At 70.0% G+C, this 22655-nt stretch carries 14 protein-coding genes; 7 read left to right on the plus strand and 7 right to left on the minus strand.

The features are described from left to right. The first annotated feature begins 100 nt into the window (after nucleotides 1-100). Both RHM57_RS01200 and RHM57_RS01205 read left to right on the plus strand, forming a co-directional pair. Complete coding sequence (locus RHM57_RS01200; RefSeq protein ID WP_322189404.1) at nucleotides 101-1288, plus strand: thiolase family protein; 1188 nt, start codon at nucleotides 101-103, stop codon at nucleotides 1286-1288. 1 nt (nucleotide 1289) lies between these two features. Next, on the plus strand, nucleotides 1290-2126 hold the full coding sequence (locus tag RHM57_RS01205) for an SDR family NAD(P)-dependent oxidoreductase (RefSeq protein WP_322189405.1): 837 nt from the start codon (nucleotides 1290-1292) through the stop codon (nucleotides 2124-2126). A gap of 16 nt (nucleotides 2127-2142) precedes the next feature. Here the strand turns inward: RHM57_RS01205 and RHM57_RS01210 are convergent, their stop codons facing one another. From RHM57_RS01210 to RHM57_RS01220, 3 genes are all read right to left on the minus strand, one after another. Then, entirely contained in the window at nucleotides 2143-3762 is a 1620-nt protein-coding gene (locus tag RHM57_RS01210) for a hypothetical protein (RefSeq protein WP_322189406.1), read from the minus strand. A 332-nt stretch (nucleotides 3763-4094) separates the two neighbouring features. Then, nucleotides 4095-5210 (minus strand): agmatine deiminase family protein, encoded by a 1116-nt coding sequence (locus tag RHM57_RS01215; protein ID WP_322189407.1) that lies wholly within the window; start codon nucleotides 5208-5210, stop codon nucleotides 4095-4097. Continuing rightward, a complete protein-coding gene (locus tag RHM57_RS01220) occupies nucleotides 5207-6217 on the minus strand; it encodes a nitrilase-related carbon-nitrogen hydrolase (protein ID WP_416173099.1) in 1011 nt (336 codons plus the stop codon). The genes RHM57_RS01215 and RHM57_RS01220 overlap by 4 nt, the downstream gene beginning before the upstream one ends. A gap of 103 nt (nucleotides 6218-6320) precedes the next feature. On the opposite strand from RHM57_RS01220, the gene RHM57_RS01225 reads away from it, so the two are divergent. Further along, entirely contained in the window at nucleotides 6321-6950 is a 630-nt protein-coding gene (locus tag RHM57_RS01225) for a TetR/AcrR family transcriptional regulator (protein WP_322189408.1), read from the plus strand. A 250-nt stretch (nucleotides 6951-7200) separates the two neighbouring features. Continuing rightward, nucleotides 7201-10107, plus strand: coding sequence for an aminotransferase (locus RHM57_RS01230; protein WP_322189409.1), 2907 nt, complete (start codon nucleotides 7201-7203; stop codon nucleotides 10105-10107). Nucleotides 10108-10112: 5 nt separating this feature from the next. Here RHM57_RS01230 and RHM57_RS01235 read toward each other — a convergent pair whose 3' ends face one another. After that, a complete protein-coding gene (locus tag RHM57_RS01235) occupies nucleotides 10113-10595 on the minus strand; it encodes an Lrp/AsnC family transcriptional regulator (protein ID WP_322136462.1) in 483 nt (160 codons plus the stop codon). A 143-nt stretch (nucleotides 10596-10738) separates the two neighbouring features. Continuing rightward, nucleotides 10739-12181, minus strand: a complete 1443-nt coding sequence (locus RHM57_RS01240) for a helix-turn-helix domain-containing protein (RefSeq protein WP_322189410.1) — start codon at nucleotides 12179-12181, stop codon at nucleotides 10739-10741. 187 nt (nucleotides 12182-12368) lie between these two features. Here RHM57_RS01240 and RHM57_RS01245 point away from each other — a divergent pair, with 187 nt between their 5' ends. After that, complete coding sequence (locus RHM57_RS01245; RefSeq protein ID WP_322189411.1) at nucleotides 12369-14219, plus strand: phosphoenolpyruvate carboxykinase (GTP); 1851 nt, start codon at nucleotides 12369-12371, stop codon at nucleotides 14217-14219. Nucleotides 14220-14271: 52 nt separating this feature from the next. Here the strand turns inward: RHM57_RS01245 and RHM57_RS01250 are convergent, their stop codons facing one another. Further along, the gene (locus RHM57_RS01250) at nucleotides 14272-14844 is read right to left on the minus strand and encodes a TetR/AcrR family transcriptional regulator (protein ID WP_322189412.1); all 573 of its coding nucleotides are present in this window, start codon (nucleotides 14842-14844) and stop codon (nucleotides 14272-14274) included. A gap of 57 nt (nucleotides 14845-14901) precedes the next feature. Here RHM57_RS01250 and RHM57_RS01255 point away from each other — a divergent pair, with 57 nt between their 5' ends. Both RHM57_RS01255 and RHM57_RS01260 read left to right on the plus strand, forming a co-directional pair. Continuing rightward, nucleotides 14902-16392 (plus strand): MFS transporter, encoded by a 1491-nt coding sequence (locus RHM57_RS01255; RefSeq protein ID WP_322189413.1) that lies wholly within the window; start codon nucleotides 14902-14904, stop codon nucleotides 16390-16392. Nucleotides 16393-16558: 166 nt separating this feature from the next. Beyond that, nucleotides 16559-19672 carry an alpha-mannosidase gene (locus tag RHM57_RS01260; protein WP_322189414.1) on the plus strand — a complete coding sequence of 1038 codons (3114 nt, stop codon included), beginning with the start codon at nucleotides 16559-16561 and terminating at the stop codon, nucleotides 19670-19672. A gap of 101 nt (nucleotides 19673-19773) precedes the next feature. Here RHM57_RS01260 and RHM57_RS01265 read toward each other — a convergent pair whose 3' ends face one another. Next, complete coding sequence (locus RHM57_RS01265) at nucleotides 19774-22578, minus strand: ABC transporter transmembrane domain-containing protein (protein ID WP_416173100.1); 2805 nt, start codon at nucleotides 22576-22578, stop codon at nucleotides 19774-19776. Between the last annotated feature and the right edge of the window lie 77 nt (nucleotides 22579-22655).

A 22655-nucleotide genomic window follows, 5' to 3' on the forward strand; every position in this document is an offset into this window, starting at 1 on the left:
CCGCGCCGCGCATCCACTCTCGCGGAACCACGCGACGCACCAACGGCGGCGGGACCCAGCGGCGGGCCCCGGCGGCGCGGCATAGGCCTAGGCTGTCGGCATGAGCAACGAGGCCGTGATCATCGATGTCGTGCGCACCCCGTCCGGGCGGGGCAAACCGGGTGGAGCACTGTCGGGGGTGCACCCGGCGGACCTGCTCGCCGGGGTGCTCGCCGAGCTGGTGCGCCGGAACGACCTCGACCCCGCGCTCGTCGACGACGTGATCGGGGGCTGCGTCACGCAGACGGGTGAGCAGGGCTACAACGTGACCCGCACCGCGCTGCTCAGCGCGGGATTCCCGGAGTCCGTGCCGGGCACGACGATCGACCGGCAGTGCGGTTCGAGCCAGCAGGCTGCGACCTTCGCCGCCCAGGGCGTGATCGCCGGAAGCTACGACATCGTGATCGCGTGCGGAGTCGAGTCGATGAGCCGGGTTCCGCTCGGCTCGTCCCTGCGCCCGGGCCAGGATCCGTCCGGTCGTCTCCTGCACGAGCGCTACCCGAACGGTCTCGTCGGCCAGGGCGTCTCCGCCGAGCTGATCACCCGCCGTTGGGGCCTGACCCGCACGGAGCTCGACGACTACGCGGCCCGGTCGCACTGGCTGGCCGCCGAGGCGCGCGAAAGCGGTGACTTCGCGCGCGGCCTCGTGCCGGTCCGGCTGCCGGACGGCACCGTCGTCACCGAGGACGAGACCATCCGCCCCGGTACCACGCTGGACACCCTGGCCGCCTTGCCGCCCGCGTTCCGCACCGATGCCCTTGCGGACCGATTCCCCGACCTCGACTGGCTGACCACCGCGGGTAACTCGTCGCCACTCACCGACGGCGCCTCCGCCGTGCTGATCATGAGCGCCGCCCGCGCCGCCCAGCTCGGCTGCACCCCGCGGGCGCGGTTCGACAGCTTCGCCATCACGGGGAGCGACCCGCTCCCGATGCTCACCGGCGTGATCCCGGCGACCCGGCGCATCCTCGCCCGCTCCGGCCTCGACCTCGACGACCTCGACGCCTACGAGGTCAACGAGGCCTTCGCGTGCGTGCCGCTCGTCTGGGCGCGCGAATTCGACGCCGACCCCGTCCGGCTCAACCCGGCAGGCGGTGCGATCGCCCTCGGCCACGCGCTCGGCTCCTCCGGCACCCGCCTGCTCGGCACCCTCCTCGGCACCCTCGAGCGCACCGGTGGCCGCTTCGGCCTGCAGACCATGTGCGAGGGCGGCGGCATGGCCAACGCGACGATCATCGAGAGGCTCTGAAATGCGCATCGACGGATGCTCCGCACTGGTCACCGGGGCCGCCTCCGGCCTCGGGCTGGCCACCGCCACCGCCCTGCACGCGGCCGGGGCAGCGGTCGTGCTGCTCGACCTGCCGGGGGCACCCGGGGCCGCGATCGTGGCCGCCCTCGGCGACCGGACGCGCTTCGTGGCCGGCGACGTCACGAGCGCGGGCGATGTTCACCGTGCCGTCGAGGCTGCGGTGTCGATGGCGCCGCTGCGGATCGTCGTGACGTGCGCGGGAATCGCGCCGGCGGAACGCACCGTCGGGAGGGACGGCCCGCTCCCGCTCGACGACTTCGAGCGGGTGATCCGGGTGAACCTCACCGGGACGTTCAACGTGATCCGGCTCGCGGCGGCCGCGATGCTCGCCGCCGAGCCGATCGACGCGCTGGGCATCGGCCTCGGCGCCGGCTTCGGGGCCGGCTCTGGCGCGGGTGGTGGACCAGGGGGAGGCGGGACCGCCGAGCGGGGCGTGATCGTGACGACGGCATCCGTCGCCGCCTTCGACGGACAGGTCGGGCAAGCGGCATACGCGGCCTCGAAGGGCGGGGTCGCGGCGATGACCCTGCCGCTCGCCCGGGAGTTCGCGCGCTCATTGATCCGGGTCGTGTCGATCGCGCCGGGCGTCTTCGACACCGCGATGCTGCAGGGCATGCCCGCCGCGGTGCGGGAGTCGCTCGCCGCGCAGGTTCCGCACCCGGCCCGGCTCGGCGACCCGAACGAGTTCGCCGCGCTCGTGCGGCACATCGTGGAGAACCCGATGCTCAACGGCGAGACGATCCGGCTCGACGGCGGAATCCGGATGCCGCCCCGCTGAGCCCGCGCGACCCGGCCTACTCGATGTGGTTGACCTTCCGCTGCGGGGAGCCGGCCGCCCAGCGCTCCGCGGAATCCGTGGCGAGCCCGGCGATCTCGTCCTGGCGGTGCACGATCGCCTCGGCGGCCGCGATCCGCTCCGTCAGGGCCGGCAGTGCGACACCCGCGAGCAGCGCTGAGAGCTGCGCCTCGTACTCGATCCGATGGTTCTCGGTGCCCTCGGTCAGCGAACTCAGCAGCGCGGCGTACTCGATGCGCGCCTCGCGGGCGGTGGCCTGCTCGGTCTGGGTATTCAGCTCGAAGAACTTCGTGCGCGCCCGGTTCTCGGAGATGAGCGCGGCGCGATAGTTCGGGCCCGTGCTCTTCTGCCCGGTCTTCACCCGCAGCCCCGTGGCCCTGGCCAGGATCTCCCTGGCCCTGTCCCGTTCGGCGCGCAGGACCTGAGAACCCGTGACCGTGCCGACGTAGTTCGCCACGATCGGCGCGCCCGGCGCGGGCGCCATCGGCGCACGCGCTGACCGGGTCAGGGGTGCCTGGGGTGCGCGCTGTGCGGCGAGGTGTGCAGCAGACACCGCAGCGGACCGCACCGTCGACACCGGTTCCGGTTCCGGCGGCGCGGGCAGTCGCGACGGGCCGGCCAGTGGCACGTGCAGCGGCACGTTGATCGCTTGCGCTGCGGCGGCCCGTGCGGCCGCGGCCTGTGCCGCGGATGCCTGTGCGGCGGCGGCTTGTGCTGACGCCGTCTGTGCCGCTGCGTGCGCGGCTGCGGCCTGCGCGGTTGCGGCATCTTCTGCCGCGGCTTGTGCTTCGGCGTGAGCGGCTGCGGCCTGCGCCCGGGTGGCCTGCTCGATCGCGGCGTGCGCTGCCTCGGCCTGCTCAGCCGCACGGTGTGCCGCTGCTTGTGCTGCAGCGGTTTGCACGGCGGCGGCGTGCGCCGCCTCGGCCTGTGCCGCCTCGGCTTGCGCGGCGGCGGCCTGCGCCGCGGCTGCCTGAGCGACCGCGGTCTCTGCGGCTGCGGCAAGCGCGGCAGCGGCAGCCGATGCACTGGGTCGCGCCGGCGGTGCAGCGGCCAGTTGCGCGGCGAGCGGCGGCGCGGCAGCAAACGGTGCGCCAGCGAGCGGCGCGGCGACCGGCGGCGCGGCCTGGAGCGCGGCGGCCGGAAGAACAACCGGCACCGCAACGGGCGCGGTCACGGCAGCGCTCACGCCCGGATGACCGGTTTCCCGCGGCTGGACGGCCCGGGCCACGAAGTCGGGGACGACCTCCGTGCTGCCGTCGCCGCGCTTGAGCACCCAGTTCACGTTGTCCCGGCCGCTGACCGTGGGCACCGAGATCTGGGCGACGTCGACAAAGGCCTGTTGGGCGTAGTACTCCGCGTTGGAGAGCACGCCCTTGCCCGGAGACACCCGGGCGTTCATGTGCCGGCTGAACCGGCTGCGCTCTGCGGCGCTCAGGAGCGCCGGGTTGAAGGTGATCGCTGCGCTGCGCCCGAGCCGGACGACGGGGGAGGTCCCGGTCGAGGGCTGGCTTGCGCGTGCGACCGGGGGATTCTTCGCCGCGGAGCGTGCGGCGGAGCGCTGGCTGCGGCGCAGCAGGGCCTCGCGTTCCACGTCACGGAAATCGCCTGCGGCGCTCATTCGAGGACTCCCGCACGTCCAGTGGCGGAGGCCAGCGGCCGGTCGCCGGCTGGGGGTACAGGTGTATCGGGTGTCGGGTGGGTCACGGCGGGTCCGCGTTTCTCGCTTCGACGTCACCTCTTCGTCGGGGTGCTCAGCCGACCCGGGTTTCGGGACCGTGAAGTCGGCAGTCGAACGGAGGGGACCGGCGCGCAGTCAGTGCTGCGAGGGGTCCGACACCGTCTGGAAAATCGAATCAGCCGCCGGGGCGAACGACAGACCTTCCGACGAATGGTTACGTAGTGATAGATGGGTAGGGTCGGCCGTGCGACTGACCCCGGAACAGGGGGTAATCACACGCCCACACATACCCTAGCTGCGCCGACAGCCTCACCGCCAGACATTGCGGCGGGTTTAGCCGCCGCGGGCTGCTGCTGGGTGATGCAGTGGATGCCTCCGCCGCGGGCGAAGAGCGGCCGCGCGTCCACGGTCACAACCTTCCGCCCCGGGTAGGCGTCCTCGAGGATCGACCGGGCCGCGGCATCCGCCCGGGGTTCGCCGAAGCCGCACGCGATGACGCCGCCGTTGACCACGAGATGGTTCACGTAGCTGTAGTCGACGAATCCCTCGTCGTCGGAGATCCGGGCGGGCGCGGGCAGGTCGATGATCGTCCAGGGCCGGCCTGCGGCATCCGTCGAGGCGGCGAGCACCGCGCGCAGCTCGCGGGTCACGGTGTAGTCGGGATGCGCCTGGTCGTTCTGGGCGTGCACCAGGAGCGTGCCGGGCATGGGGATCGCGGCGACGATGTCGACGTGCCCGCGGGTGCCGAAGCGGGCCTGGTCGCGGGTGAGGCCGCGCGGCAGCCAGATCACGTGGGTCGCCCCGAGGGTGCGGGCGAGTTCGGCCTCGACCCTGGCCCGGTCCGCGTGCGGGTTCCGGCCGGGGTCGAGCTGCACGGTCTGGGTGACGATGACGGTGCCCTCGCCGTCGACCTGGATGCCGCCGCCCTCGTTGACGAGCAGCGAGGACACCGGTGTCGCCCCGGCCGCGCGGGTCACGATCCCGGCGATGTCGGCGTCGCGGCCCCAGCTCGCCCAGTCCTGGCCGCCCCAACCGTTGAAGATCCAGTCGACGGCGCCGAGCCTGCCGTTGTCGTCGAGCACGAAGGTCGGCCCGATGTCGCGCATCCAGGCATCGTCGAGCGGGGCCTCGAGCACGTCGACGCCGGCGGAGAGGTGCCGCGCGGCGGCGGCGCGCGCGTCGCGTGCGCCGGTCCCGGCCGTGCTCCCGCCGGGGTCGACGACCATGGTCACCGGCTCGAACTCGAGCACCGCGTGTGCGACGGCCGCCCAGGTGCTGCGCGCCTCCTCCGCCTCGGCCGCCGTGTCGCCGAGCGTGTAACCGTCGGAGGGGAAGGCCATCCAGACCCGCTCGTGCAACGCGGTCTCCGCGGGCATCCGCCAGGTCATGCGCGGTCCGCCGCGCCCGCGCTCGAGTCCGCGTCCGCACCGAACGGATGCGTCAGCTCGACCGGGGCGGTCAGACGCGCGTAGCTGTCGGGCCGGCGCGTGCCCAGGAACGGGAACAGGGCCAGCCACTCGGCCCGCTGGGCGAGATCGAGGTCGGCGACGAGCACGGCCGACGTGTCGCGGGGGGCCTGGACCAGCATCCGCCCGTAGGGGTCGGAGATGAACGAGGAGCCGTAGAAGGTCAGGTCGCCCTCGTCGCCCCAGCGGTTCGGGACGACCATGAACAGGCCGCTCGTGATGCCGTTGCCGACGATGACGTGCTGCCAGATCGGCTGGGTGTCGAAGGCCGGGAAGCCCGGTTCTGAGCCAATCGCGGTCGGGTAGGCGAGGATCTGCGCCCCGGCGAGGCCGTAGAGGCGCGAGACCTCGGGGAACCACTCGTCCCAGCAGGTCGGCAGGCCGATGCGGGCGCCGTCGAGTTCGGCCGGCGCGTAGACGGGGTATGCGTCCTCTGGAGGCCCGGGGCGGAAGTAGGTGTCCTCGTAGTAGCCCTCGGTCACCGGGATGTGCAGCTTGCGGGTACGGCCGAGCAACTCGCCGGAGGGGGAGACGATGATCGCGGTGTTGTAGCCGCGCGGGTCGCCGGGCTGGTCGGCCGGGTCCGGCCGTTCGAACAGCGAGGCGTGCACGACGACGCCGTGCGCGCGGGCCTGCTCGGCGGCGAAGGCGAAGGTCGGGCCGGTGAGCAGGTCCTCGGCATCGAGCTTGGGCACGCCGGTCGCGCGCCGGTTGCCGGGGTACTTGCGGAGGGTCAGCTCCGGGAGGAACACGATCCGGGCTCCCGCGGCGGCGGCGAGGCGGATGCCCTCGGCGAGTTCGGCGCGGAGGGCCGCGTCGTCCGCGTGCCAGCGGTGCTGCACGAGGCCGACCCGGAGCGGGGTGGCGGAGGGTGCGGCGCCGGCGACCCGGGTCAGCGGCGGGGCGGCGGGGGCGATGATGAGCTGCAAGGCGTCTCCTGGGGTGCCGGGAACGGCGGTCGAAGGAAGGATAGGGAGCTAGTTGATCACTTGATCAATAAGCCCGAGGCAAAACTATATACACTGAGGTGCGATGTCAACCCTTCCGAGCCGCGCCAAGCGTAAGTCCGGTCCCGAGCGCGCCTCCGAGATCGCGCGCACGGCCCGCGAGATCGCCCGCTACGACGGTCTCGACGCCATCACGCTCCGCGCGATCGCGGCCCGGGTCGGCGTCACACCCGCCCTGGTCAGCCACTATGAACCGAGCACGGAGGGCCTCGTCGCGACGACCTTCGGCTCGATCGCCGGCGCCGAGCTCGCGGAGATCACGAAGGAGCTTTCGGCGCTCCCGACTTCCGTCGAGGCGCTGCGCGCGCTGATCGACACGCTCCTCGGCCCCGACCGCAGCGCGGTGACGACCGTGTGGCTCGACGCCTGGAGCGTCGGGCGACGCAACATCGCCCTGGCCCGTGAGGTCGGTGTGCAGATGGATGCCTGGCAGGCGTTCCTGGTGGCCCTCCTGAACCGGGGCTGCGCGCGTGGCGAGTTCGCGGTCGCCGACAGCGGCGCACTGGCCTGGCAGCTGCTCGCGATCATCGACGGCATCAACGCGCACGCGGTCGTGCGCTACGGCGACGCCCGCGGCCAGCGCGACCTTGTGCGCACCGTCGCGGAGCACGAACTCGGCCTCCCGGCGGGCGCGCTCGCCCCCGCGCCCGCCTGACCGTCGCCCCGCTTCGATGGCGTGCTGACCTCTGACGGTTACGGTATGCAAAAATCATGCACATGGACCTCGGGCTAATGATTTGTCACCATATTGACTAATTCCGTGACATTTATGAAATGCTGAAGCCATGGATTGACCCTCCCTTCGCCGGAATCAAGACACCAGCCCAAGGTCGCGAAGTCGTACGATTCGCCGTCGACGAGTTCGCCCACAGGAAATTCACACGGATCGGCTGAAACACACCACAATGACGAACTACAACTTCTTCTCCAATCCCTCTCTCCCCAGGCCCTCCGTGACGCAACACGACGCAACATCCGTCGCCAGGGATCTCTTTCACGTGACCGGACACCTCACCGAACTGGGAAGTCAACAGGACCGCAATTTTCTCATCGACGACGGCGAGACGCGTTGGCTCCTCAAATTCTCCAATCCAGCGTTCTCCGCCCAGGAGCTCGAGGCCCAGGATGCTGCAGCGGAACGTGTGAGCCTGGCCGGAATCGACGTTCCTCGAAGCGTCCCTTCGCGCGACGGAGCCGCGATCCGGATCGTTCATGTCGACGACGTCGACCTCCACGTCCGACTCCTGAGCTTCGTCGAAGGGGATGCGCTCACCAGTCGCGGTGCTCTCTCAGTCGTGGAAGCCCGCTCCCTGGGCCACACTGCCGGCCGTCTCGCCGCTTCCCTCGAAGATTTCGTCCACCCCGGCACCGCGCGAGTCACCCAATGGAATCTCCGGATCGCGACGCAGGTCGTGCAGATGTATCTTCCGCACGTGCCGGACCCTGTTCGCCGGGAGCGCGTTCGAGAGGCCGCGGCGCAAGCACAGGCGGCGCTGCAACCGCTCAGCGACAAGCTCCGATCGCAGCCCATCCACGGTGACATCACCGATGACAACGTCGTCACCCGGCACGGCAGCACGCTCGGTGTCATCGACTTCGGCGACATCGCCGACAGCTGGATCGTCGCCGAGCTGGCTGTCACCTGCGCATCCATCCTTCACCACAACCCGCGAACACCGTTGATCATCCTCGAGACGATCGCCGCGTTCGTCACGCATACGCCGTTGGCCGACGACGAGCTCGCTGCGCTCTGGGCCCTCATCGTCCTCAGAACCTGTGTCCTCGTGGTCAGTGGCGAGCAGCAGGTCGCCGTTGACGACGCGAACCACTACGCATCAGAGAATCGTGACCACGAATGGATCGCATTCGAAGCCGCTGAGGGCCTTGACGCTCAGCAGATGTGCGCGTTGATCAGAGCACGCGTGCGCTTCGATCGGCGCAGCGTCATCGAGCGCCCCGAGGCCCTCCTCCTCCAGGCCGCCCCGATGTCCGTCCTTGACTTCTCCGTCACCAACCCGGAACTCAGCGACGGGATCTGGGTGCGCCACGACTCCGAGGCTGCCCTCGCCGCCGCGGTCTTCCGAACATCGGGCACAGCCGTCACGCGCTACGGCGAGTACCGGCTGACGCGCGCGAAGCTGCATTACACGGGGGAAACCGCGACGTTGGCTCTCGGCGTCGAGGTAGTGACTGCACCCGGAACGGTCTTCTCGGCACCGGTCGACGGCTCCGTGCGCATCGAGGGCGACGCACTGGTGTTGGAAGCGAGCGGGTACGAGATCTGGCTCTTCGGGCTCGAACCCGTGGCGCCGGGTCGCGTCAGCGCAGGGCAGCGCATCGGCGCGGCACGCGCGGGAACGGCACGGCCCGAAGCTCCCGTCCACGTCAGGGTCCAACTGTCACGGGTGGCGGGCATCCGCCCAGCCTTCTTCGCTACTCCTGCTGAAGCCGAGATCTGGCAGCGTGTCTACCCAGACCCCTCCCCGCTTCTCGGCATCGACCTTGCTGCACCTGAACTGCTGTCCGGGGATGTTCTCGAGCGGCGTGTTTCGACGTTCGCCGCAGTCCAGGAGCACTACTACACGGAGCCCCCGGAAATTGAACGCGGTTGGCGGGAACACCTCATCGACGTGCACGCTCAGTGCTATCTCGACCTGGTGAATAACGTCGCATTGGCCGGACACGCCCATCCCCGGTTGGTCAAAGCCGTGAGCAATCAATGGTCGCTGCTGAACACCAACTCCCGTTTCAACTACAGCGCATTGCCGCGTTTCACGGAACGGCTTGTGGCCCTGGCTCCAGACGGTCTGGACACCGTCTTCCTCGTGAACAGCGGCAGCGAAGCTGTCGATCTCGCGCTGCGGTTGGCGAAGACCTATACCGGGAATGATGGCGTCCTCGCCTTCCAGGAGGCGTACCACGGCTGGACGGTGGGAGCCGACGCCGTTTCATCCTCCATCGGAGACAACCCGCGTGCGCTGGAAACCCGGCCGGACTGGGTGCACGTCATCGATGCGCCCCACCCCTTCCGCGGCACATACCGCGGCGCCGATTCAGCCGCCCGATACCTGGAAGATCTCGAAGCCCGACTCGGAGTGCTCGATGACGCAGGAACTGGTCTTGCGGCCTTCATCGGGGAACCGGTCTTCGGAAATGCCGGTGGCGTGCTCTTGCCGGACGGGTACCTGGCCGGCGTTTTCGAGAAGGTGAGATCCAGAGGCGGACTCACCATTTCCGACGAGGTGCAGGTCGGATACGGTCGCCTCGGAGAGTATTTCTGGGGGGTCGAACAGCAGGGGGTCATACCGGACATCATCACGATTGCCAAGGGCATGGGCAATGGTCAGCCAGTCGGGGCCGTGATCACACGTCGTGACATCGCCGAGAAATTCGCCGAAGAGGGCAGCATGTTCTCCTCCGCCGGTGGAAGCCCAGTCAGCTGCGTCGTCGGGCTGACCGTGCTCGACATCCTCCACGAGGAAGGCCTGCAGGAGAACGCACGCACTGTCGGAGGCGACCTGAAAGCCAAGCTCGTCACGCTGCAGGGCCGGCACGACATCATCGGCGCTGTGCACGGATTGGGCCTGTATCTGGGCGTCGAGCTTGTACGTGACCTCGATACCCTCGAACCGGCCTCAGTGGAAGCGTCCGAGATCTGCGAGGAACTGCTGCGTGAAGGCTGCATTGTCCAGCCGACCGGAGATTACAAGAACGTCCTCAAAATCAAGCCGCCGCTGAACATCACGACCGAGAGCGTCGACTTCTTCGTAGAGGCACTCGACCGGGTCCTGTCCGCACGGAGCAGACGGTGATCCGGCTATCGCGTACCCCACGTGAATCGATGGGTATGGATGTTGTAATACGAGAACGTCTCACAGCGCGAGACTCCCGGGATCGTGCGGATGCGCCCGTTGATCAATTCGAGGAGTGCGTCAGCGTTGACGGCGATGACCTCGACGAGCAGGTCGTATGAGCCCGCACCGATGACCAGATAGATCACCCCTTCCAGGGCGCCGATTGCGTCAGCGACTGCGTGCACGTCGCCCTCGACCGACAGGTGCAGCATCGCCATTCGCTCGTACCCCAGCTTGAGTGGGTCGGTGACCCCGACGACCTGGACGATCTCACGTTCCTCGAGCCGGCGCACACGAAGACGAGCCCCGCCGGCCGAGAGCCCGACCTGTGCGCCCAACTCCGCATACGTCATTCGTCCATCAGTCTGGAGAGCGACGATCAGAGTCCGATCGATCGCATCGAGCCCGTCGTCGGGCAGCACCGCTTCGGCGTCGTTGTCTGCCATGGATTCCCCCTACCGTGTGAACGTGGTACGAACGTCTCGTACGACGGTAGCGCACGTCCGTCGCTCTGCTGCATGAGCGGACAGATCCTCAGGTGCGAGACATCTCCTACGATGCCCAGGGCGGTTTCGGGACACCGCGCGACTCAGGGCGCCGCGTGGGCCTCGAGGAATTCGTAGACCTCGGTGTCGTCGACGCCGGGGAAGGTGCCGCTCGGCAGGGGCGAGAGCACGTGCGCGTGCAGGCGGGCGCTCGGCCAGGCGTGGCCGGCCCAGTGCGCGGCCAGGTCGGAGGCCGGCCGGCGGCAGCAGGACTCGTCCGGGCAGCGCGACACGGCTCGCTGCACGGTCTCGCGTCCGCGGAACCACTTGGCGTGCACGAACGGCACCCCGACGCTGATCGAGAACTCACCGCCATCCGCCGCCCCGGTCTGGGTGGCCGACCAGAAGGTGCCGGCCGGTGTGTCGGTGTACTGGTAGAACTCGGTCGTGCGGTTGGTGTGCGTGAAGGCGCTGCGGGCACTCCACTGCTTGCAGACGAACTGGCCTTCGATCGAACCGGTGACATCGACCGGCAGCGGCAGGCCGTCGTTCTCGTAGCCCTTCTGCAGGGCGCCGTCGCCGGTGACCCTGAGGAAGTGCAGCGGCATGTCCAGGTGTGAGGTGGCGAGGTTGGTCAGGCGCAGTGCCGCGGCCTCGTGGGTCACCCCGAACGCGTCACGGAAGTCCTCGACCGAGAGCTCGCGCTCGCGTTTCGCGCGCGCGAGGAACGCGACGGACGCGGCAGGCGGCATCAGGCACGCGGCCGCGAAGTAGTTGATCTGGAGCCGCTGCCACAGGAATTCGGCATAGCTCGCCGGGCGCTCGTGCCCGAGCAGCCGGTGCCCCATCGCCTGCAGCGCCATCGACCGCAGCCCGTGCCCGCCGGGAATCGACGCCGGCGGCAGGTAGATCCGGTGGTTGACGAGGTCGGTCACCGAGCGGGTCGAGTTCGGAAGGTCGTTGACATAGATCAGGCTGAAGCCGAGCTGCTCGGCCATCACGCTCACCTCGCGGTGCGTGAGCGCGCCCGAGACGTGACCGGATGCCCGCACCCGGTCCTCGGCGAGCTCCTCGATGTCGGGCATGTAGTTGTTCTGCTCGCGCATGAGCTCGCGCAGCTCGGTGTTCGCCCGCCTGGCCTCCTCCGGCGTCGCGATCGCCTCGCTCGCGCGCCGCGCCAGCTCACGGTGCAACCCGATGAGCGACTCGAGGGCCGTGACGGGCATGCCCTTGGTGACCTTGACCTCTGGCAGGCCGAGTGCACCGTAGAGCGGGTTCTTCTGCGCCCGCGCGAGCTCGATCTCGAGCGCGGCCCGCTTGTTCGGCGCCTCGCCGTTGAGCAGGTCGGCGATCGGAACGCCGAGCACGGTCGCCACGTCCTGCAGGATCGACAATTTCGGTTCCCGCCGGCCGTTTTCGATGAGCGACAGTTGGCTGCCCGCGAGTCCGACCCTCTCGCCCAGCTGGTCGAGGGTGAGGCCGCGCTCGCCGCGATGGTGGCGGATGCGCAGGCCCAGGGTGACGAGGTCAGAGGCTCGAGTCGACATTCCTTAACAATATCTAAAGAAGCATGATTCTTAACAAGAGTTTTTTGATCCAAGAGGGAAGATTGCGCGCATTCTGGTTCTGCAGCACAAAGTTACGGACGACGAGTCACCGACGACAAGCCGGGCGGATGCTTCGATCACGACCGCAGGCATCCGCTGTACACCCCATACCGAGAAAGGCCAGGAGATGACCATCGCCCACTTCCGAGTCACATCCAGCGGAAGCGATTCCGACGACACTGCCGGTACCACGGATCCCAATCTACAGTCCTGGGTGGATTCCATCGCCCGGCTGACCCAGCCGGACGAAGTGATCTGGTGCGACGGTTCGAGCCGGGAGGCCGACGAACTCTCCAAGCAGCTCGTCGCAGAGGGCAAGCTCATCAAGCTGAACCCCGAGTGGCGTCCGAACAGCTACCTCGCCCGGACGAGCCCGTCCGACGTCGCCAGGGTCGAAGACCGCACCTTCATCTGCTCGACGGACCCCGACGACGCCGGCCCCACCAACAACTGGGCCGACCCCGCCGCGATGAAGGACGAGCTGCGCGCCGTCTTCGCCGGCAGCATGCGCGGCCGCACGATGTACGTCGTGCCGTTCTCGATGGGCCCGCTCGGCGGCCCGATCTCCCAGCTGGGCGTCGAGATCACCGACTCGCCATACGTCGTGCTCAACATGGGCATCATGACCCGGATGGGCAACGCCGTCCTCGAGCTGATCGAGGCAGGAGCCCGCTGGGTGCAGACCATCCACAGCGTCGGCTACCCGCTCACGGATGCCGCGGGCGAGACCCGCCCCGACGTCACGTGGCCCTGCAACGACACCAAGTACATCGTGCAGTTCCCCGAGACACGCGAGGTGTGGTCGTACGGCTCGGGCTACGGCGGCAACGCGCTGCTCTCGAAGAAGTCCTTCGCCCTGCGGATCGCGTCGGTGATGGCCCGCGACGAGGGCTGGCTCGCCGAGCACATGCTTCTGATCAAGGTCACCTCGCCGGAGGGACGCGCCGTACACCTCGCGGGCGCCTTCCCCTCCGCCTGCGGCAAGACCAACCTCTCGATGCTGCGCCCGACCATCCCCGGCTGGTCCGTCGAGACGATCGGCGACGACATCGCCTGGCTCCGACCCGGCCCCGACGGCCGCCTCTGGGCGATCAACCCGGAGGCGGGCTTCTTCGGCGTCGCCCCCGGCACCGGCATCGAGACCAACCCGACCGCGGTGCAGACCGTCTGGGGCAACACGATCTTCACGAACGTCGCCCTCCGCGACGACGGTGACGTCTGGTGGGAAGGCCTCACCGCGACCCCGCCGAGTCACCTGATCGACTGGGAGGGCAACGACTGGACGCCCTCGTCGCCGACGCCGGCCGCCCACCCGAACTCCCGCTTCACGGTCGCGGCGGCGCAGTGCCCCTCGATCTCCGACGACTGGGAGGCCGCGGGCGGCGTTCCGATCGACGCGATCCTCTTCGGCGGGCGGCGCGCCACGAACGTGCCCCTCGTCGCCCAGGCCCGCAGCTGGAAGCACGGCGTCTTCATGGGGGCGACGATCTCGTCCGAGAAGACCGCCGCCGCAGAGGGCACCGTCGGTGAACTCCGCCGCGACCCCTTCGCGATGCTCCCGTTCTGCGGCTACAACATGGCCGACTACTGGGCGCACTGGCTGAAGGTCGGCAAGGGCCTCGGCAGCCGCGCCCCCGAGATCTTCCAGGTCAACTGGTTCCGCAAGGGCGCGGACGGCAGCTTCCTCTGGCCCGGCTTCGGCGAGAACTCGCGGGTGATCGAGTGGATCGTGCGCCGCATCGAAGGGTCGACGGATGCCATCGACACTCCGATCGGACGCCTCCCCGCCGCGGGCGCCCTCGACCTTGCCGGTCTCGACCTCTCGGACGAGACCGTGGAGCAGCTGTTCCACATCGACAAGACCAGCTGGCTCGCCGAGTGCGACCTTACCGAGGACTACTTCGCCCAGTTCGGCGACCGGGTCCCCGCTGCGTTGCTCGCCGAACTCTCGAGCGTGCGCTACCACCTCAAGGGGTAGCGGCGGGCCGTCGGGGCCGACCGGCGGCATCCGCTGCCCGGCCCGCCCCGGCTCAGGGGGCGATGAGTTTGCGGGCGGCGGCGACCGCTGCGGCGCGGCGGCGCTCCCGCACGGATGCCTCCGGCGCGCTGCCCGGGGCGGGGAACACCCCGGGGGAGTGCACCCACGACGTCGCGAGCGAGAAGACGAGGGTGACGAGGTCTTCCGGATCCCAGCCGGGGTCGATCTCGCCCCGGGACTGGGCTGCCGCGATCGCGGCCGCCTCCGGGCCGTTGCGCCATTCCGAGGTCGTCGGTAGCAGCGCGGCGGCGCCCTCGAGCCTGGCCCAGTCGAGCATCCGCACGTGCTCGGGGTACTCGACGACGTGGTCGAAGACCCGGCCGACGAAGCCGGGCAGGTCGTCCGTGTCCATAGGGATCGCGGCCATCACGTCGCGCCGGTTGACCTCGAGCACCGCGGTGAACAGGGCGCCCTTGTCGCCGAAGTATGCATAGAGGCGCTCCTTGCTCGCCTTCGCGGCCGTGGCGATGCGGTCGACGCGCGCGCCGGCCAGTCCGTACCGGGCGAACTCGGCCTGGGCTGCATCGAGAATTCGCTCGCGGGTCGCTTCACCGTCACTTCTCATGACTAAGATCATACCTATCCCAACCAACTAGTTCGTTTGAATAGGATTTCTGTCTCGATGAGTTCCCCTGCTCCTGCTCTCTCCGTCTCCTCCCCGCCCCTGCACGATCCCGCAGCTCACCCGCGCCGCTGGTGGCTCCTCGCCGTGCTCGCACTGGCCCAGCTCATGGTCGTGCTCGACGGGACCATCGTCAACATTGCCCTGCCGAAGGCGCAGCTCGCCCTCGGCATGAGCGACGGCGACCGCACCTGGGTCGTCACGATCTACGCCCTCGCCTTCGGCTCGCTGCTGCTGCTCGGCGGCCGCATCGCTGACTACTGGGGCCGCAAGCGCTCCTTCCTCGTCGGGATGGCCGGCTTCGCGCTCGCATCCATGGTCGGCGGCCTCGCAGACACCACCACCCAGCTTCTGATCTCCCGCGGCCTGCAGGGTGCATTCGCCGCCCTGCTCGCCCCGGCCTCTCTCGCGATCCTCACGATCACCTTCCCCGGCGGCAAGGACCGGATCAAGGCCTTCGCCGTCTACGGCGCGATCGGTGGCGGCGGCGCGGCCGTCGGCCTCGTGCTCGGCGGGGTGCTCACCGAGTTCACCAGCTGGAACTGGTGCCTGCTCGTCAACGTGCCGATCGCCCTCGTCGCGATCCTCGCCGCGATCCCGCTGATGCAGGAGAGCCGCGCGCACGGAAATACCCGCTATGACCTGCCCGGCGTGATCCTCATCGTCACCGGCCTCGCCTCACTCGTCTATGGCTTCAGCCAGGCCGAGAACGGCTGGGGGCGGGTCGAGACGATCGGCTTCCTCGCCCTCGGCGTCGTGCTCCTCGTGGCCTTCGTCATCGTCGAGGCCCGGGCGACGAACCCGCTGCTGCCGCTCCGGGTCGTCACCGACCGGGTCCGCGGCGGGGCCTTCCTGGTTTCGCTGCTCACCGGAGCGAGCCTCCTCGGCGGTCTTTTCTTCCTCACCCTGTACTTCCAGATCGTGCTCGGTTACTCGCCGCTGCGTTCCGGGCTCGCCTCACTCCCGATGACGGCGACCATCATGGTCTGCGCGACCGCGCTCTCCGGCATCCTGCCGAAGGTCGGCGTGCGCCTGCCCCTGACGATCGGCCCGGTCATCGCCGCCGCCGGGCTCGCCTGGTTGTCCTTCGTCACTGTCCAGGACGACTACGTGCTGCGTGTGCTGCCGGGTGTCATCCTGCTCGGCATCGGCCTCGCAGCCATCTTCGTACCGCTGCAAAACGTCGCCCTCGCCGGCATCGACGCGCACGACGCGGGCGTGGCCAGCGCCGCGGTGTCCGCGACCCAGCAGATCGGCGGGTCGATCGGCACCGCCCTGTTCACCGCCCTGTACACGGCCGCGATCTCGAGCTACCTGGCCTCGAACCCGGCGACGCCGACCGTTCAGCTCGACGCCTTCGTGAGCGGGTATTCGGTCGCGTTCCTCTGGGCTGCCGGGCTGATCCTGCTCGCCGCTCCGATCTCGTTCTTCATGATCAAGCACTCGAAGGCGGACCTGGTCGGTGCCCCCGAGATCGTGCACCTGGGCTGACCGGGTCTGTGTGCCTCGCGCGTGCTCGGCGTCACCTGGACCGCGCGGGGCTCACTCAGGAGATCCGGCGGGATGCGCAGCCGGGGCCGCGGAACAGTGCGGCAGTTCCGACCAACCGGTGCGGATTTCCTGAGTTCGCCCCCGCGGGCGGTCGTAGGATGCTGGCATGGACGACGAGGCCGCACTGATCCAGAAGCGCATCGACCGGTTCCTCCGCGAACGGCTGCGGCCGGCCGTGTACCGCGCGGTCGTGCCGCTGCAGGTCTCGGCCTGGGTGTCGGCGGCTCCGGTAAAGGATGCCCCCGCGACCTTCGCCGAGGCCGTGCAGCAGTCCTATGCTCCGTTCGCCCCCGGCGAGGCATGGGGCCGCCCCTGGGCGACGGTCTGGTTCCACGCGACGGGCGTGATCCCCGCGGGCTGGGCCGGGCAGCCCGGTACCCGGATCGAGGCCGTCGTCGACCTCGGCTTCACCGACACGACGCCGGGGTTCCAGGCCGAGGGCATCGCCTGGACCGCAGGCGGTGCCGTGATCAAGGGGATCGCACCGCGCAACCGCTCCCTGCCGCTTGCGCCGCTGGTACCGCGACCGTTGGACGCAACGGGCGCCCCGGCATCCGTCGACTTCTACGTCGAGGCGGCCGCCAACCCCGACGTCACCGCGGGCTTCACGTTCGTGCCGACCCGGAACGGCGACCCGGCCACGGCCGGCACCGAACCGCTCTATCGGCTGCGACAGCTCGACCTCGCGCTCCGCGACGACGAGGTCTGGGAGTTACTGCAGGACGTCCTCGCCCTCGACGGTCTCCGCCGTGCCCTGCCGCACGGGTCGACGCGCGCTGCCGGGATCCTGCGCGCCCTCGAGCGCTGTCTCGACGTGCTCGATCCGGATGATGTCTCCGGATCGGCCGCGCGAGGCCGGGCCGTGCTCGCCCCCGCGCTCGCGCAGCCCGCCGCCGCGAGCGCGCACCGGGTGCACGCGGTCGGGCACGCCCACATCGACAGTGCCTGGCTCTGGCCGGTGCGGGAGACCGTGCGCAAGGTCGCCCGCACGTTCTCGAACGTACTGGCCCTGGCCGGGGAGTATCCGGGATTCACCTTCGCCGCGTCATCCGCCCAGCAGTACGCCTGGCTCAAGAAGTACTACCCCGAGCTGTTCGAGCGGGTGCGCGCCCAGGTCGCCGCGGGTGCTTTGGTGCCCGTCGGTGGGATGTGGGTCGAGTCGGACACGAATATGCCCGGCGGGGAATCCCTGGCCAGGCAGTTCGTCGCCGGCAAACGGTTCTTCCTCGAGGAGTTCGGGATCGAGCCGCTCGAGGTCTGGCTGCCGGACTCGTTCGGCTATTCCGCAGCGCTCCCGCAGATCATCGCGGCGGCGGGGTCGCGCTGGTTCCTCACCCAGAAGTCGTCCTGGAACGAGACGAACCCGATGCCGCACCATTCCTTCCGCTGGGAGGGCATCGACGGCACCCGCATCTTCACGCACTTCCCGCCCGTCGACACCTACAGTTCCGACCTCTCCGGCGCGGATCTCGCCCGTGCGGAGACCCAGTATTCCGAGAAGGGCATGGCCAACACCTCGCTCGTCCCCTTCGGCTGGGGCGACGGCGGGGGCGGCCCGACGGTAGAGATGATCGCCGCCGCCCGCCGGACCGCCTCGCTCGAAGGGTCACCGACGGTCGAGCTCTCCACCCCGCGACGGTTCTTCGAGGCCGCAGAGGCCGAGTACCCGGAGGCGCCGATCTGGTCGGGTGAGCTCTACCTCGAGTTCCACCGCGGTACATACACGTCGCAGGCCCGGACCAAACGCGGCAACCGGCGCAGCGAGCATCTGCTGCGGGAGGCCGAGCTCTGGGCCGCGACCGCGAGCATCCGCACCGGGGCCGCCTACCCGTATGACGCGCTCGAGCGGGCCTGGCAGACCGTGCTGCTCCAGCAGTTCCACGACATCCTGCCCGGTTCCTCGATCGCCTGGGTGCACCAGGAGGCCGAACGCCGCTACGCGGAGGTCGCTCGGGACCTCGGTGCGCTCGTCGCGGCATCCGTGACCGCACTCTGCGGCGCCGGCGACCGAACCGTGGCACTCAACGCGGGTCCATACGCCCTGTCCGGTGTGCCAGCCCTCGGTGCCGGTCCGGGCGCGACGGTCAGAAACGACGCGGGCCTGGCGGATGCCCCCGCGACCGTGGCCCGCACGGCGTCCGGTCTGCTCGTGCTCGCGAACGGCCTCGTCAGCGTCTCGATCGACGCCGACGGACTCCTCACCTCCCTCCACGACCTCCTCGCCGACCGGGAACTCATCCCGTCGGGCACCCGCGGCAACCGGCTGCTGCTGCACCGCGACACTCCCACCCAGTGGGACGCCTGGGACATCGACGCCCACTACAAGCGCACGACCGTTCCGCTTGACGCCGCCGTGTCCGTCGAGGTCGTCACCGACACGCCCGCCGAGGCCTGCGTGCGGGTGACGCGGGAGTTCGGCGGTTCCCGACTCGTGCAGGACATCACCCTCGCCGCCGGCTCCCCGGCGCTCGACCTCGCCTTCGACGTGGACTGGCACGAACGCCAGAAGCTCCTGAAGATCGAGTTCCCGTTCGACGTGCACGCCGAACGGGCCGCCTCGGAAATCCAGTTCGGGCACGTCTATCGCCCGACGCACGCGAACACCTCCTGGGACACCGCCCGCTTCGAAACCTGCGCGCACCGCTGGGTGCACGTCGGCGAGCTCGGCTACGGGGTGGCGGTGGCCAACGATTCCACCTACGGCCACGACATGACCCGCACGACGGATGCCGCCGGCCGCGCCACGACGACGGTGCGGCTGTCGCTCCTGCGCGCGGCACTCTTCCCGGACCCCGAGGCCGACCAGGGCAGGCACGCCTTCCGGGTCTCGGTGCGACCGGGCGCGAGCATCGCGGACGCGATCACCGAGGGCTACCGGCTCAATCTCCCGCTGCGCACCGTGACCGGTGTCGCGAGCGACAGCATCGAATCGCTCCTCGAGGTCGACAACCCCGCCATCGTGATCGAGGCGGTCAAGCTCGCCGAAGACCGCAGCGGCGACCTGGTCGTGCGCATCTACGAGGCGCACGGGTCCCGGGCGCGTGCCCGGGTCATCCGCCGCTTCGAGGCAGCGGATGCCTACCCGACCGACCTGCTCGAACGCCGGCGGGCAGAACCCGGCCTTCCGCTCGCGCAAGCGGGCCAGCTTCTCGACATCGAGCTGCGGCCGTTCCAGCTCGTCACCCTCCGCTACCCCCGACCGATTCGACGGAGTTCTTAGGGATCTCGGACCAAGACCGGCCTCCCACGTGGCGGAAGAGCAAGAACTCCGTCGAATTCGTCAGGGGTCAGTGCGGGCACCGGGCGTGCGTCCCGGCGCGGTTAAACGAGCAGCTGGTGCTTGGCGAGCTCGCGATAGAGCGGCGTCGACACGACGAGCTCGGAGTGCGTCCCGGTCCCGATCACCTGGCCGTGGTCGAGCACCACGATCTGGTCGGAGTCGACGACGGTCGAGAGCCGGTGCGCGATCACGATGAGCGTGCGGTCGACGGCGACGGCGTCGATCGCGGCCCGCATCAACTGCTCGTTGACCCCGTCGAGGCTCGAGGTCGACTCGTCGAGCAGCAGGATCGGCGGCGCCGCGAGCAGCGCCCGCGCGATCGCGAGCCGCTGGCGCTCCCCGCCGGAGAGCATCACGCCGGATTCCCCGACGGCAGCGCCGAGCCCGGCCGGGTCGCGCTCGAGCACCTCGCCGAGGTTGACCGCGTGGAGTACGGCGATGCACTCCTCGTCGGTCGCATCCGGCGCCGAGAGCACGAGGTTGTCGCGCAGCGAGCCGGCGAGCACGGGGGCGTCCTGCTCGACGTAGCCGATCTGCGACCGCAGCGCCGTGCGATCCAGGGTGCGGATGTCCAGCCCACCCAGTCGGACGACGCCCGCGTTCGGGTCGTAGAACCGTTCGATGAGCGCCAGAATGGTGCTCTTCCCGGCGCCGGACGGACCGACGAGGGCGGTGCGCAGTCCGCGCGGAGCGCTGAACGACACCCCGCGCAGCACGGGCCGCGGCTCGGACGGGTCAGCGGCCGGACCGGCGTCGACGCTGGGCGCACCGGTGTCATCCACCGAGCCGAAAGCCGGGGCTGTGTGCGGACCGTCATCGGGCCCGGCATCGGACGGCGTGCTCGGCGTCGTGGCGGTCGCGGTCGCGGAAGAGCCGGTGGATGCCGTGCCGGCGTCCACAACGGCGTCGGTATCCGAGCTCTCAGACGTGGCCGAGGCGGGCGACACGGTCGAAGCGGGCGACGCAGGCGAATCGACCGAGGTCGCCGAAGCGGCTGAGGCGGGCGTATCGGGCGCATCGGGCGAAACGGGCGCGTCGGGCGCGGCAGCAGTACCCGGGGCGTCGGTCGCGGAGTCGTCCGCGGCGGAAAGGCCGGGCACCTCGGCGTCGGAGGCCTGGGCCGGGGCGGCAAACGCCGTGGCCGCTGCGACCGCGGCGATCGACACGGTGCCTGTGGCCGCCGCATATACCGCTGCGGTCATCGCGGCCGATGCCTCGGCGGCGGCCTCGGCAGAGGCGGCGGCGGTCGCGGCGGCCCTGGCGGACGCGTTCGCCGCGGCCGCGGACTCCGCGGCGAGGGCTGCGGCGGGCCGCGCGGCAGCCATAGTCGCTGCGGCGTGCTCCGCCGCGGCAAGGTGGGCGGCGGCCTGCTCGGCGTGAGCCAGGTCGACGGCCGCCCGGTCGGCCGCGGCGCGGTCGGCAGCGGCGAGATCGGCGTCGACCAGGTCGGGTTCGGCGAGCATCGCCTCGATCACGCCGGGAGCAACGAGGGCCGTCACGAGCGCGTTCGGCATGACGTCCGCGGGGGGACCGGCAGGCGAACCGCCGGAATCGCCGGTACCGGACCCAGTACCAGTACCAGGCCCGGCACCAGGCCCGCCGTCGCCCGCAGCGGCGACGGGCGCCGCGGCATCCGCCGTCGACGCCTGGGTCGCGTACCCGAAGAACACGTTCTCGAAGGAGATCGCGGGGGCGTCCGGGCGGACCGATTCGTTGGCGGCGCCGACGGTGATCGCGAGCGGGAACAGGTCGCGGTCGAACTGGTCCTCTGCGGGCAGGTCGATGATCTCCTGGATGCGGCCGAGGGCGCCGAGCGCCGAGTTGACCGAGGTGATCGCGCCGAAGGCCTGGCCCAGCGGCAGGATCATCAGGAACAGGAAGAGGATGAACGCGATCAGGTTCGCGACCGTGATCTGGCCGCTCGCGACCCGGAAGCCGCCGATGCCGAGCACGACGAGGAAGGACACCTGCATCGCGATGCCGGCGATCGGCACGACGAGGGCCGAGATCTTCGCGACCTGCAGCCCCATCTGGTACGCGCCGGTCGCGTCGGCGTCGACGGCCGCGATCTCGCGGTCTGTCGCGTTCGAGGCGCGCACGGTTCGAATCGAGCTGATCGCCCGCTCGACGCTCGCGGCGAGGGCGCCGACCTTCTCCTGGGCCATGCGGCTCGCGACGCGGATCCGCTGCGACAGCAGCGTGACCGTGACGACGGATGCCGCGATCACGAGCACGGTCAGCCCGAGCAGAACCGGGTCGATCACGAGCATCGCGATCAGCGCGCCGAGGAAGGTGAGCGAACCGCCGATCGCCTCGACGAGTCCCTGGGTGAGCACGGCGCGCAGCAGGGTCGTGTCAGAGCCGACCCGGGAGACGAGGTCGCCGGTGCGACGGGTGTCGAACTCGCTGATCGGGAGGCGCAGCATCCGCCCGATGAGCTTGCGCCGGCTCGAGAGCACGACGCCTTCCCCGGTGCGCTGCAGCAGGTAGTGCTGGTATCCGCTGATCAGCCCGGACACCACGACGAGCGCGACGAGCCCCCAGACGAGTGCGCCGAGGGGCTGGTTCTGCTGCACGACGGTGATGACCTGGCTGACCAGCAGCGGCTGGGCGAGGCTCGCGAGCGCCCCGAGGATGCTCAGCAGGACGACGACACTGAGCACCTTCTTGTGCTCGAGAAGGTAGGGGAGCAGCTGGCCGAAGGTCGCGCGCGGGCCGTTCGCGGCATCCGCACGACGCCCAAGACGCCCGAGGCGGCTGCGCGGCTTCGGTGCCGCGGCCGGTGCGGGCCCGGTGGATGCTGCGGTTTCGGCGGGCGTGCTGGCGTCACTGATCGGGGTACTCACCAATCGAGCTTAACCTCAAACCTCGACCGTGACCCGTCCCGTCCCGGTCGAGAGTGACCCGCGCAACGGGCACTCTC

Origin of the sequence: Cryobacterium sp. 10S3, from assembly GCF_034344045.1 — a bacterium.
In the GTDB taxonomy this organism is placed as follows: Bacteria; Actinomycetota; Actinomycetes; order Actinomycetales; family Microbacteriaceae; genus Cryobacterium; species Cryobacterium glucosi.

Coding starts and splice junctions, on each gene's coding strand:
- RHM57_RS01200 (WP_322189404.1), top strand. CDS start 101: ATGAGCAACGAGGCCGTGATCATCGATGTCGTGCGCACCCCGTCCGGG.
- RHM57_RS01205 (WP_322189405.1), top strand. CDS start 1,290: ATGCGCATCGACGGATGCTCCGCACTGGTCACCGGGGCCGCCTCCGGC.
- RHM57_RS01210 (WP_322189406.1), bottom strand. CDS start 3,762: ATGAGCGCCGCAGGCGATTTCCGTGACGTGGAACGCGAGGCCCTGCTG.
- RHM57_RS01215 (WP_322189407.1), bottom strand. CDS start 5,210: ATGACCTGGCGGATGCCCGCGGAGACCGCGTTGCACGAGCGGGTCTGG.
- RHM57_RS01225 (WP_322189408.1), top strand. CDS start 6,321: ATGTCAACCCTTCCGAGCCGCGCCAAGCGTAAGTCCGGTCCCGAGCGC.
- RHM57_RS01230 (WP_322189409.1), top strand. CDS start 7,201: ATGACGAACTACAACTTCTTCTCCAATCCCTCTCTCCCCAGGCCCTCC.
- RHM57_RS01235 (WP_322136462.1), bottom strand. CDS start 10,595: ATGGCAGACAACGACGCCGAAGCGGTGCTGCCCGACGACGGGCTCGAT.
- RHM57_RS01240 (WP_322189410.1), bottom strand. CDS start 12,181: ATGTCGACTCGAGCCTCTGACCTCGTCACCCTGGGCCTGCGCATCCGC.
- RHM57_RS01245 (WP_322189411.1), top strand. CDS start 12,369: ATGACCATCGCCCACTTCCGAGTCACATCCAGCGGAAGCGATTCCGAC.
- RHM57_RS01250 (WP_322189412.1), bottom strand. CDS start 14,844: ATGAGAAGTGACGGTGAAGCGACCCGCGAGCGAATTCTCGATGCAGCC.
- RHM57_RS01255 (WP_322189413.1), top strand. CDS start 14,902: ATGAGTTCCCCTGCTCCTGCTCTCTCCGTCTCCTCCCCGCCCCTGCAC.
- RHM57_RS01260 (WP_322189414.1), top strand. CDS start 16,559: ATGGACGACGAGGCCGCACTGATCCAGAAGCGCATCGACCGGTTCCTC.